Raw genomic sequence first — 11830 nt, 5'->3', positions numbered from 1 at the left:
TCCTCTCTCATTCCCGGGCACGATCCTGCCTCCTAAGCGCGCCCAGACGGGGCGCCGCTCAACGAAGAGAACAGGGTGGAATTAGATGAAAGCCAAAAAGCTCCTGACAGGGGCAGCGGTTCTGGTGTTGGGCTCGCTGGCCCTCAGCGGCTGCGGCGGCCCTTCCGGCGGCTCCTCTGACGGCAAGGTGACCATGTCGCTCTGGGAGAACTCCACAACCGGCCCTGGGCTGCAGTTCTGGAAGACCGCTGTCGCGGACTTCGAGAAGGCACACCCCAATGTCACGATCAACATCCAAGCGATCCAGAACGAGGATCTGGACGGCAAGCTCCAGACAGCCCTCAACTCCGGGGATGCTCCCGACATCTTCATGCAGCGCGGCGGCGGCAAGATGGCCGCCATGGTCCAGGCAGGACAGCTGATGGACCTCACCGGCAAGGCATCCGAGGACACCAAGAAGGTGATCTCGGACGGCTCCTTCAAGGCGGAAACGTACCAGGACAAAGTCTGGGCAATGCCGCTCGCGGTGCTTCCGGGCGGTCTGTTCTACAGCCAGGACCTTTTCAAGTCGGCCAAGATCACCTCGGCACCCGCCACCATCAGCGACCTGGAAGCCGACGTCGCCAAGCTGAAGTCGACGGGTGCGGCGCCCGTCGCACTGGGCGCAAAGGATGCCTGGCCGGCCGCCATGTGGTTCTACTGGTTCTCGATGCGCGAGTGCGACGCCGCGACGATGCAGAAGACGGCCGACTCGAAGGACTTCTCCGACCCGTGCTGGCTCAAGGCAGCACAGGATGTGCAGAGCTTCGCAGCCACCAAGCCCTTCAACGACGGCTTCCTGACGACGTCGGCACAGCAGGGTGCCGGCAGCTCCGCCGGCCTGCTCGCGAACCACAAGGCGGCGATGGAACTCATGGGCGCCTGGGATCCCGGAGTGATCGCTTCGCTTACGCCGAACCAGAAGCCGTTGCCTGACCTCTCGTGGTACCCCTTCCCCGGAGTTTCCGGCGGAAAGGGCGACCCGGCCGCGATCATGGGCGGTGTTGACGGGTTCTCGTGCTCCGTGAAGGCCCCGAAGGAATGCGTTGACTTCCTCAACTTCATTGCAAGCACACCGCAGCAGGTTGCCTACTACAAGGCCTTCAACGCTCCCCCGGTGAACTCCGAGGCACAGAAGTCGGTCACCGAGCCGTACCTGAAGGAGATCCTCAAGGCCTACAACGCGGCGCCCTACGTCTCCCAGTGGCTCGACACGGTGCTCGGCCAGAACATCGGCAACGCGCTGAACGTCGCCGTCGTCGACATGCTCGCCGGCAAAAGCGACCCGCAGAAGTTCATCCAGACGGCGAATGACGCCGCCAAGAAGGGCTAAGAGGAACTTCCGTGAGCAACACCCGCGAGACAACCTCGGCCGGCCCCGTGTCGACAGCGGATCTCGCGCGGCGTGATGGGAGCGGCGCAGTCGCGCCGCTCCCATCGAAGCCGCGCCGCCGCGGCATCGACTGGTCCGGCCGGCTGGAGATCGCAATCCTGGCGGGACCGGCGGTCGTCGTCTTTGTCGCCTTCGTGATCTTCCCCGTCGTGATGGCGGCCTACTACGGCTTCTTCCGCTGGGCCGGGTACGGACCGCCGACCAACTTCGTCGGCCTGCAGAACTACCTGGTGATCCTGCAGGACCCGGCCTTCCTGCAGGCCCTGGGCCACAACGCCGTAATCGTCGTGATGTCCCTCGTGCTCCAGGGCCCGGCGGCCATCCTCCTGGCACTGCTGCTGAACCGCAAGATGCGCGGCCAGTCAATCATCCGCGTGCTGATCTTCGTGCCGTACGTCATCTCCGAGGTCGTGGTCGGCACCGGCTGGAGCCTCATCCTGCAGACCAACGGCGGCCTCAACGGTTTCCTGAGGAACGCCGGACTCGGCTGGGTGGCCCACGACTGGCTCGCTGATCCAAGCGTCGCGGTCTGGACGCTGATGGGCATCCTCACCTGGAAGTACATCGGCTTTGCGGTCATCCTGTTCCTCGCCGGCCTGCAGAGCATCCCGGAGGAGCTCTACGAGGCAGCCGCGCTCGACGGCGCTTCTTACTGGCAGATCCAGCGGCGCATCACCCTCCCGCTGCTCGGGCCGACGCTGCGGATCTGGGTGTTCCTGTCGATCATCGGGGCGCTGCAGCTGTTCGACCTCGTCTACATCATCTGGGGCCAGTACGTTTCGTCGACCGCCGGCACCTCGACCATGGCAACCTACATGGTCACCAACGGCCGCAACGCCGGCAACTACGGGTACGGCAATGCCGTCGCCGTGGTGATCTTCCTCATTTCCCTCGTGGTGGCGCTGCTGTACCAGCGCTTCGTGCTCCGCCGCGACACCGAGGGTGCCCTAACAGAAAGGAAGGCGCGATGACCGCCGTCGCCTCCGCCCGGGCGCACCGCCGGGCCCAGCAGAAGGGCCTGCCATGGGGCTCCCCCGTCGTCTACTTCGTGGCGCTCGTCGTCATCGCCCTGATGCTCGCTCCGATCGCGTACATCATCCTCGGCGGCTTCCGCACCAACGCGCAGATCACGACCGACCCGGCCGGCTTCCCGAACCCGTGGAACGTCGGCAACTACCTCTCCGTCATCGGCGGGGGTGTGTTTTGGCGCCAGGTGCTGAACTCGACAATCGTCGGCGCGGCGACCACCGTGGGAGCCGTCGGCCTGGGCCTGATGGCCAGCTACGTCCTCGCCCGGTACCGGTTCCGGGGACGCGGTGCCCTGTACTCGCTCTTCGCAGCGGGGCTGATGTTCCCGATCACGGTCGCGATCACGCCGCTCTACATCGTGGTCCGCAACCTGGGCCTGATGAACTCGCTGGTGGGCATCATCGTGCCGCAGATCGCTTTCGCGCTGCCGACGACGATCATCATCCTCGTGCCGTTCCTGCGCGCCATCCCGGACGAGATCCAGGAATCCGCGTTCATTGACGGCTGCAGCCGGCTCGGGTTCTTCTTCCGCATGGTGCTGCGACTTTCGCTGCCGGGTGTGATCACAACCGGGATCCTGGTCTTCATCGGCAGCTGGAACAGCTACCTGCTGCCGCTGTTCATCCTGAACCACGAGGCCTCCTTCACCCTCCCGCTCGGGGTGCAGGCGTTCTCGTCGCAATACTCCACGGACACCGCACAAGTGCTCGCGTTCACATCCCTGTCCATGATCCCCGCGCTGGTGTTCTTCAGCCTGTTCGAACGCCGGATCGTCGGAGGACTCACCGGGGCCGTCAAGGGCTGACGGCGCCACACCCTAGGAAAGAAGCATGAGCATCCCAGAGAACCTCCCCGCCCACCCTGCCGTCTCCGAGCGGGTCCAGCGGCTGCACGCCCGGATGACCCTCGAGGAGAAGCTGGCCCAACTGGTCGGCTATTGGGTGGACAAGGGCGAGGACACCGTGGCGCCGCTCGACGGCGAGTTCACCACTACCACCAGCTACGCCGACGCGACTGCCAACGGCATCGGACACCTCACGAGGGTGTACGGCACCCGTCCCGTCGATCCCCTCGAACGGGCGCAGTGGCTGTGGTCCGAGCAGCGCCGGCTGCGCGAGCAGACCAGGCTTGGCATCCCTGCCCTCGTCCACGAGGAGTGCCTGACCGGCCTGGCCGCCTGGAAGGCAGCCACATTCCCCACCCCGCTGGCCTGGGGAGCCGCGTTCGACCCGGAGCTGGTCGAGCAGGTCGGAGCCGCCATCGGCGCTTCAATGCGCGAACTGGGCATCCAGCAGGGGCTGGCCCCGGTCCTGGACGTGGTCCGCGACCCGCGCTGGGGCCGCGTGGACGAATGCATCGCCGAGGACCCCTACGTGGTCGGCACGATCGGCACGGCCTATGTGCGCGGCCTGCAGTCCGCCGGGGTGCACGCAACGCTCAAGCACTTCGTCGGCTACTCGGCGTCGCAGGCCGGCCGCAACCACGCCCCGGTGCACGCCGGGACACGGGAGATCCGGGACGTCCTGCTCCAGCCGTTCGAGATGGCAGTGCGCGACGGGCACGTGCGGTCAGTGATGAACTCCTATTCGGAGATCGACGGCGTCCCGGTCGCCGCAAACCCTGAGTACCTGACCGAAATCCTGCGCAACGAATGGGGTTTCGACGGCACCGTCGTTTCCGACTACTTTGCGGTCGCCTTCCTGCACACGATGCACCGGGTCGCCGCCGGACGCGGCGAGGCCGCCGAACTGGCTCTGTTCGCCGGCATCGACGTGGAGCTGCCGACCGGTGACACGTTCCTGGCCCCGCTCGCCGAACGCGTCCGCGCCGGCCTGACCGAAGAGTCGCTGGTGGACCGCGCGGTGCTGCGCGTGCTGGCGCAGAAGGAGGAGCTGGGCCTGCTCGACGCGACCTTCGAGACGCCGCCGGCCGAGATCGACCTCGACACGCCGCGGCACCGCGAGCTGGCGCTGCGCCTCGCGGAGGAATCCCTGGTGCTGCTGACCAACGACGGCGTCCTGCCGCTCGCTGCGACCGCCGGCAGGATCGCGGTGCTGGGCCCGAACGCCGATGCCGTCGAAGCCCTCATGGGCTGCTACTCGTTCGCCAACCACGTGCTGGCGCACCACCCCGATGTGCCCATCGGCTTCGCAATCACGCCGGTGCTGGAGGCACTGCGGGAGGAGTTCAGCGGGGCCACGGTGTCAACCGCCCAAGGCTGCCGGGTGGACGGCGAGGACCGGTCCGGCATCGCGGAAGCAGCGGCAGCCGCCGCCGACGCCGAGGTGGCCGTCGTCGTCGTCGGCGACCGCGCCGGTCTCTTCGGCCGCGGGACGGTGGGCGAGGGCAACGACGTCCAGAGCCTGGAATTGCCCGGCGTCCAGCGGGAGCTGGTGGAGGCAGTGGTCCGGACAGGGACCCCGACCATCATGGTGGTCCTGTCTGGCCGGCCGTACGCGATCGGCTGGGCCATCGAAGGAACCGACGCGCCGGCCGCCGTCCTGCAGGCCTTCTTCCCGGGAGAGGAGGGCAGCCGGGCCATCGCCTCCGTACTCTCCGGACGGGTGGCACCCTCCGGGCATCTGCCGGTCTCGCTGCCCCGGTCCGCCGGCGCACAGCCGTTCTCCTACCTGCACCCCGTGCTCGGCGGCCCGTCCGAGATCACGAGCGCCGACAGCACGCCGGTGCTCCCCTTCGGCCACGGCCTCGGATACACGACCTTCGAGCGCACTGACCTTTATGCGGATGCCTCCGTGGCCGCCGGGGAGTCTTTCCGCGCAGCCGTCACGGTGCGAAACAAGGGCGAACGCGCCGGCACGGACCTGGTGCAGCTCTACGCCCGCGACGTCCACGCCAGCGTCACGCGGCCCGTCGCCCAACTGCTTGCCTACACGCGGGTTCCGCTCGAGCCGGGCGGGAGCGCACTGGTCACGTTCGACGTGCCGACTGCCCGGCTGGCCTTCACCGGTAGCAGCGGTGCCCGCATCGTCGAACCAGGCGACGTCGAACTCTGGGTCGGTCCGTCCTGCGACGTCCGCGACGCCGCGGCGACGCTCACGATCACCGGACCCGAGCATGCCGTGACAGCGGAGGACCGCCGGGTGGCGGGCCACACCGTCCAGGTTCACGAGACCCTCCACTCCGACCGCTGAAGGAACCCGATGCACAACGATCTGCCCGAACCGGAACTCCGCACCTACAAGAGCGCCCAGACCTGCCCGGAGGATTTCGACTCGTTCTGGGAGCAGACTCTTGCCGACGCCCGCCGGGCCGGCGGCGACGTCACGGTCGAACCAGTCCACACCGGCCTGGAAACCGTCGACGTGTACGACGTCACCTTCCCGGGATTCGGGGGCCATCCCGTTAAGGCATGGCTGCGGACACCGAAGAACCCGGCGGCCCCGCTGCCGGCGGTCGTCCAATATGTCGGCTACGGCGGAGGCCGCGGACGCCCGTGGGAGAACCTCTTCTGGGCCTCGGCGGGCTTCGCGCATCTCCAAATGGACACCCGGGGACAGGGGTCCGGATGGTCGGTCGGCGACACACCGGACACGGGCGCCCCCTCGGGCCCCCAAGTGCCCGGCGTGATGACAAAGGGCATCAGCAGCAAGGAAAGCTACTATTACCGCCGGCTCTTCACCGACGGGGTCCGCGCCGTCGACGCCGCACGGACCCTCCGGTTGGTCGACCCGGCCCGCGTTGCCGTCACGGGCGGGAGCCAGGGCGGAGCCATCGCGCTGGCCGTCGGCGCGCTTGTGCCCGATCTGTCCGCCGTCGCAGTGAGCGTCCCCTTCCTCTGCGACTTCCCCCGCGCGACGGTGATCACCGACGCCTACCCCTTCCGCGAGATCGCGGACTACCTCTCCACCCACCGCACCGAGCACGACGCCGTCCACGAGACCTTGACCTACTTCGACGGAGTCAACTTCGCCACCCGGTCCAGGCATCCGGCCTTCTTCTCGGTCGGACTCATGGATCCGATCACGCCGCCGTCCACCGTCTTCGCTGCCTTTAATGCCTACGACGGCGAGAAGGAGATCCAGGTGTGGCCGTACAACGGCCACGAGGCCGGCGGCCCGGAGGATGAGCAGCTGATGCGCCAGTTCCTCTCCCGGACGGTCCGGAAGAACCCCTGAGCCCGCGAGGCCGGGGGCGTGAAAGGAGAACCCAAGCCCCTCCCGTGCAGTACTCAACCAATTTAGGAGTATCCATGGCTATACATCGTCCCCTGCTCATCGGCGCCCTCGGACTGTGCGCCGTCCTCGCCGCCCCGGCCGCGGCCATGGCCGCGCCTGGCCCCTCGGAGGCCGGCGGCGCTTCGCACCACTCCGACTCGCTTCGCTCGCTGGCCGCCAACATCGGCCTGCGCATCGGCACAGCAGTGAACACGGATCAGCTCGCGAGCAACGAGGCCTACCGGGACATCACTGCGGCCGAGTTCTCGACGGTAACGGCGGAGAACGTCATGAAGTGGCAGCTGGTGGAGCCTACGCAGGGCAACTATGACTGGAGCGCTGCCGACCGGCTTGTGGCGTTTGCCGAAGCGAACCACCAGCTTGTGCGCGGCCACACCCTTGTCTGGCACAACCAGCTGCCCGACTGGCTCAACGCCGCAGCTGCACAGATGAGCCCGGACCAGCTGCGGGCAATCCTGCACAAGCACATCACCGACGAAGTGACGCACTTCAAGGGCAAAATCTGGCAGTGGGACGTAGTCAACGAAGCATTCAACGACGACGGAACCCTCCGGAACAGCATCTGGCTGCAGAAACTGGGCCCAGGGTACATCGCCGATGCCTTCCGCTGGGCGCACGAAGCGGACCCCAAGGCCAAGCTCTTCTACAACGACTACAACATCGAGTTCACCGGGCCGAAGAGCAATGCCGTCTACTCCTTGGTCAAGGACCTTCAGGCTCAGGGTGTGCCCATTGACGGGGTCGGGTTCCAGACGCACCTGGACACGCAGTACCCGCTGCCGGACCTGCAGAACAACCTGCAGCGGTTCGCCGACCTCGGGCTCGAAGTAGCCGAAACCGAAGTCGACGTGCGCACCTCGCTGCCGGTCACCCCCACCGCGCAGTCTGCCCAGGTCGCCGCATACTCCCAGACGCTGCAGGCCTGCATGGCCGTGAGGCAGTGCATCTCCTACACCGTCTGGGGCTTCAGCGACGCTGACTCATGGGTCCCGGGGGTCTTCCGGGGCGAGGGAGCGGCTGACATCTACGACGAGAACCTCCAGCCGAAGCCGCAGTATTTCGCTCTTAAGCAGGACCTCGCTCTCGGAAAGGGCGCACCGCACCGCACGGGGCAGGGTGTCGGCAGGAACTGACGGCCGCCGCCAAGGGTAGTTAGGGACGGTGTTCCGGAGGGGAGCCGGCGAGGGTGGGATCACCGTCACCTGCTCCCCTTTCAGCGGGCTGGTCTTAGCGACCTGCACCGTTAAGGGTGCCGTGGATGAAGCGGACCAGGCCGTCCCACACGACGGCCGACGACGACGGCGTCAGCGTGACGGCGCCGGTTTCATCCGCCTGGACGGCGTAGTGGCCGGCGGCGCCGGCGTTGAGCCAGCTCTGGCTGGCCGGGGCGCCCGGGTACATGAGATTCCACCCGGTCCAGGGCTGCTCCCACATCCGCCGGACGCCGTCGCCCACGCCGGCAGGGACCGGCTCGGCCGCCGACGCCATCCGCGCCTCGAACACAGGCCCCGGGATGGTCAATCCGCTGTCCGGGAGGGACCAAGCGGGTGCCAGGGCGCACCAGGACGCCAGGAGCATGGGCAGCTGCGCGGCATCGACGAGGTCCAGTTGCTGATTTCCCGGAGCGATGGCGGACTGCTCGGGCTGGAAGGGGCTGGGCCCTGCTGAGAGGATCGCGAGCCCGTCGCCGGTCCACACCTGGATCCCGGTGCTGAGCTCTCCGTGCCGGGCCGCCAGGATGAACCCGGCACCGGGGGTTCGCCACGGCGTCGTGAAGGTCTCTCCAGCGTCGGTGAGGCGGCCGTTCTTCCCGGCAAGTCCCGCCTGGACCAGCTCTGCCAGTGCGGCCTTGTCCGCGGCCGAGGCGAAGCGCCCCACGCGGCCGCCGTCGGCCAGAGCCATAAGCAGGTGAAGGGCGACGCTCGTCAGGACCGGCCCCTGGCAGCGGTAGGGCTGCGCGGCCTGGATCGCGGCAAGGTCCTCCCTCGCTTCCCCGGCCGCCGCTGAGGCGAGCTCGTCCAGCCGGGGCTCCTGCGGGGCAACGCTGCCGATTCCGCCGGATTCCGCCGCACCAGCCGCAACACCGTTCCCTTCCGCCCGGCTGCCCGCGTACCCGAGCCCCGAAATCATATGCGCGAAGAGGCCCTCCATGCCCACGTAGTCCGGGACGGCGTAGCTCGCGGAGGCCTCGATTGCCTCTTCCCCGGCAACCAGCAGCCAGCGGTCAACGCAAACGGTCTGCCCCGCCGCGTGGTACACAAACTTCTGCTTCCGCGCCGGGAGCGGGCCGACGTGCACTGCCTCGTTGGAGAGGACGTGCACGCCCTCGCCGAGCGCCATCGTTGAGGCGATGGCCGCCGTGGCGAGCCTGGTCAGCGTCGCACCCTCGTCCGGTTGGACGCGGATGACGAGGTTGGGGCGGAAGCGGCCCTCCGGGACCGGAGGATGCGCCAATACGAGCACCGACCGCGGGTCCTGCAGCCGCTCCCATGTTCGCAGCCGCGGCACGGACACGCCGGCCGCCGGCTCCCGGACCCACTCACCGCTCACGGCTTCGCTGCCGGTCACGGCGCCGTGTCCCGGCCGCCGTCGGGCGCTTGCGTTGGCTGGTTCGTTTGACCCGCAGCCGGCCTGGAGGCGCCCCGGCCGTATTTGAGCGTGTACAGGTCTTCCCCGCGCTTAATTGCATCATTGGTCTCCCTCAGCCACCGCGGCTGCATGAACCGCGGCATCCAGAAGCACCCGACGATGCCGATCACCAGGCAGGCGAGATTCGCAAACGACAGCAGGGCGGGCAGCACCGGAATGTGCCATGACAGCCACCAGTTGCCGAACGGCAACGTCGCCAGCCAGGCACCGATATAGGTGGCAGCCAGCCCCGGCTGCCCGGGAGCCACGCTGTTGAGCGCCAGCAGTCCCAGCCAGATTTTGCGGTACAGCAGAATGCCGCACACGAAAAGAAAGAGACCCCAAGGGACGACAAACAGGGCGAAATAGGGGTTGATCACAAGCGCCTTTCGGGTCGGGTGCTCAGGCGTCAGGCGGCGGGCAACTGCTCAAAGCCTAATCGAGGGCGGGAACGGGGGTCAGCCGAAGAGCGAATGCCAGGCCCCCACGGCCGCATCCTTGGCTCCGTCGTAGAGGTGCACCGCACCGTCGGCGGCGGCATCCTTGACGCTCTTTCCACCCAACAGATCCAGATGCTGGTCGCTCAGGTAGGAGATGCCCATGCCGACACCGAAGCCGACGACGGTTCCCACCGGGCCGCCGATGGCCGTGCCGACGGCGGCGCCGGCCATCCCGGCTCCGATGTCCATGCCGGTCTTGGTCACTGTCTTCACCGCGCCCACCTCATCGGCCCTGGCATTACGGGCCGACTCGCTCATGGAGGGATCGTCCTTGAGCAGTTCGTTGTATTCAAGGTCGCGCTCGTCGACGAAAGTCACTCCAGCCATTGCAGCGGACACGGCCCAGCCGCCAACTTTGAGGCCCTTCAACCCGGTCGGCAGTTCGGCGAAGCTCGGTGTTTCCGCAGCAGGAACCTCCGGGCGCCAGTTCACCGGGTTGGCGTCGACCCGCGTGCGGTACCAAGCGACGTTTCCATACATCGCCTTGTTGACCTCGGGACGCCAGTCCATCTTGGTCGCGAACCCGTCACGCCAGTACTGCTCCATCCGGGTGCGTCCAAAATCCGGGTGCTCGGAACTGTGGATGCTGATTTCCCGGCCCGCCACCGTGAGGTACCGGTCCCCTGTCGCTTCCGCCGCCGTCAGCGAGCCGGGCTGGAGCGGGGTGAAGGCAAACTCCTGCCACGGCACGGGGACCTCGTGGTACGCGGCTATCCGCACCGACTTGAAGGTGTAGAGGTCCGAATACCCGTCGGCGGCTCCCACGAATGCGGCAAAGTTGCGGCCCGCCCAGAGCCCCATGCCCGGCTTAGGGACGCCGTCGATGCGGCCGATGCTTTCCGCGCAGTCGGACTCGGCTTGCCGGTATCTTCCGGCCAGGTCACTGATCCGCGCCCGCAGCACATTCTCAGCCCCGATCAGGGGGTTGCTTCCGCCCCCGAGGGGATCACCGAGGCCGCCCAGTGGATCGGAGAGCGCGGGCCGCGCGAGGAAATCCGCGACGTCGGCGAGCAGGTTCCGGCGTTCCTGCTGCAGCGTTTGGATCTCAGCCGCAAAGTCTTCCAGCGCTGCGGCTGCCTGGTGCGACGCCGTCCGGACCGCGTCCCCGTGCGGGTTGATGTTGCGGAACACCGAGAGCACCTCATTTTGCTCCGGTGCCCGGTAGTTTCCATTCAGCCTTGTCCAGGTATCGGCAGCCCCTGCTACCGCCGAGGAAACCGCCTCACCCTCCTTGCGGATCCGGGCCGCGGCGGCATCCAAGGCTGCCGGGGACGCCCATCCGTCGAGCGTGCTCGTGTCCAATCCCACGGCTACTTCTTCGCGTCCTCGAGCACGATGGCGGGTGCCTGGCTCATCTGGTTGCGGCCGTTCTGCGCCATCCGGGCATCACCAAGTTCATAGGCAGCGACCGCCTCGCGGACTCCCCCGGTGGCATTTTCGATCCGTGTGGCAGCCGCCTCGCACTGGATGGCCAACACGTCATTCCACAGCGTAATCAGGGCGCCAGCCACCGGACCGCCCGCGGAGGCCCCGATCGCTTCGTCGACGGCGCTGCTGAGCTTTGCCCGCTGGCCCGCCAGCTGCTCGTTCTCGGCGTCGACCGCCCCCAGGATCGAGCGGCAGGTTGCCGCATTGATGTCATACCCGTCCAACGCCACGTCTCATGCCCCCTCATGCCCATGTATCCCTCACGAGACTAAGCGCAGATGGCGTTTGCCGCGATGGGGAGTGGTACCCATGCCTCGGCTCCCGCTAAAAGGAAGCCGGCCGGCCCTCACCGGAAGTCGGGGCACGCCTCGTTGCTGCAGCCGGCATCGCGCGGGAGCCAGTGCGCACCGCCCTCCGGCTTTTCCGCCTCGGTCCAGCGGATGTGCCGGTGCTGGCCGCACAGTTCGCAGCTCGGCGCGACGTAGCTGGCCTTCTCCTCATCCGTGTACAGCCTGAACTCACCCATGGGACGAACCTCCTGCGACACCTGACCCGGGACGAAGCGCCCGGAAACCGGAACAGTTCCGATGCTACGCCGCAGCGCCGCCGGGCGGCAC

The 11830-nt window shown here is 67.5% G+C and carries 11 protein-coding genes; 6 read left to right on the top strand and 5 right to left on the bottom strand.

The window, feature by feature from the left end; translation table 11 throughout:
• The first annotated feature begins 85 nt into the window (after positions 1-85).
• From KIH31_RS13070 to KIH31_RS13045, 6 genes are all read left to right on the top strand, one after another.
• A complete protein-coding gene (locus KIH31_RS13070) occupies positions 86-1372 on the top strand; it encodes an ABC transporter substrate-binding protein (protein WP_214427568.1) in 1287 nt (428 codons plus the stop codon).
• 11 nt (positions 1373-1383) lie between these two features.
• Positions 1384-2403: a carbohydrate ABC transporter permease gene (locus KIH31_RS13065; RefSeq protein WP_214427567.1), complete on the top strand. Its 1020-nt coding sequence runs from the start codon at positions 1384-1386 to the stop codon at positions 2401-2403.
• Positions 2400-3266, top strand: coding sequence for a carbohydrate ABC transporter permease (locus KIH31_RS13060; protein WP_214427566.1), 867 nt, complete (start codon positions 2400-2402; stop codon positions 3264-3266). The genes KIH31_RS13065 and KIH31_RS13060 overlap by 4 nt, the downstream gene beginning before the upstream one ends.
• Before the next feature lie 25 nt (positions 3267-3291).
• Positions 3292-5613 (top strand): beta-glucosidase, encoded by a 2322-nt coding sequence (locus tag KIH31_RS13055; protein WP_214427565.1) that lies wholly within the window; start codon positions 3292-3294, stop codon positions 5611-5613.
• 9 nt (positions 5614-5622) lie between these two features.
• Positions 5623-6597 carry an acetylxylan esterase gene (locus tag KIH31_RS13050; protein ID WP_214427564.1) on the top strand — a complete coding sequence of 325 codons (975 nt, stop codon included), beginning with the start codon at positions 5623-5625 and terminating at the stop codon, positions 6595-6597.
• Between the two features lie 74 nt (positions 6598-6671).
• Complete coding sequence (locus tag KIH31_RS13045) at positions 6672-7790, top strand: endo-1,4-beta-xylanase (RefSeq protein WP_214427563.1); 1119 nt, start codon at positions 6672-6674, stop codon at positions 7788-7790.
• Positions 7791-7884: 94 nt separating this feature from the next.
• Here KIH31_RS13045 and KIH31_RS13040 read toward each other — a convergent pair whose 3' ends face one another.
• The 5 genes from KIH31_RS13040 to KIH31_RS13020 all read right to left on the bottom strand — a co-directional run bounded on the left by KIH31_RS13040 (position 7885) and on the right by KIH31_RS13020 (position 11739).
• On the bottom strand, positions 7885-9225 hold the full coding sequence (locus KIH31_RS13040; RefSeq protein ID WP_214427562.1) for a hypothetical protein: 1341 nt from the start codon (positions 9223-9225) through the stop codon (positions 7885-7887).
• On the bottom strand, positions 9222-9665 hold the full coding sequence (locus tag KIH31_RS13035) for a hypothetical protein (protein ID WP_214427561.1): 444 nt from the start codon (positions 9663-9665) through the stop codon (positions 9222-9224). Before KIH31_RS13035 ends, KIH31_RS13040 begins: the two co-directional genes overlap by 4 nt.
• Positions 9666-9743: 78 nt before the next feature.
• Positions 9744-11093, bottom strand: coding sequence for a hypothetical protein (locus KIH31_RS13030; RefSeq protein WP_214427560.1), 1350 nt, complete (start codon positions 11091-11093; stop codon positions 9744-9746).
• Positions 11094-11095: 2 nt separating this feature from the next.
• Positions 11096-11443: a DUF6507 family protein gene (locus tag KIH31_RS13025; protein ID WP_214427559.1), complete on the bottom strand. Its 348-nt coding sequence runs from the start codon at positions 11441-11443 to the stop codon at positions 11096-11098.
• Positions 11444-11559: 116 nt separating this feature from the next.
• A complete protein-coding gene (locus KIH31_RS13020) occupies positions 11560-11739 on the bottom strand; it encodes a hypothetical protein (RefSeq protein WP_214427558.1) in 180 nt (59 codons plus the stop codon).
• Positions 11740-11830 lie beyond the last annotated feature (91 nt).

Origin of the sequence: Paenarthrobacter sp. DKR-5, from assembly GCF_018531425.1 — a bacterium.
GTDB lineage: Bacteria > Actinomycetota > Actinomycetes > Actinomycetales > Micrococcaceae > DKR-5.
The sequence above is the reverse complement of the archived record's forward strand: the minus strand, read 5'-3'. Positions and strand labels throughout refer to the sequence as shown.

Coding starts and splice junctions, on each gene's coding strand:
- KIH31_RS13070 (WP_214427568.1), top strand. CDS start 86: ATGAAAGCCAAAAAGCTCCTGACAGGGGCAGCGGTTCTGGTGTTGGGC.
- KIH31_RS13060 (WP_214427566.1), top strand. CDS start 2,400: ATGACCGCCGTCGCCTCCGCCCGGGCGCACCGCCGGGCCCAGCAGAAG.
- KIH31_RS13055 (WP_214427565.1), top strand. CDS start 3,292: ATGAGCATCCCAGAGAACCTCCCCGCCCACCCTGCCGTCTCCGAGCGG.
- KIH31_RS13050 (WP_214427564.1), top strand. CDS start 5,623: ATGCACAACGATCTGCCCGAACCGGAACTCCGCACCTACAAGAGCGCC.
- KIH31_RS13045 (WP_214427563.1), top strand. CDS start 6,672: ATGGCTATACATCGTCCCCTGCTCATCGGCGCCCTCGGACTGTGCGCC.
- KIH31_RS13020 (WP_214427558.1), bottom strand. CDS start 11,739: ATGGGTGAGTTCAGGCTGTACACGGATGAGGAGAAGGCCAGCTACGTC.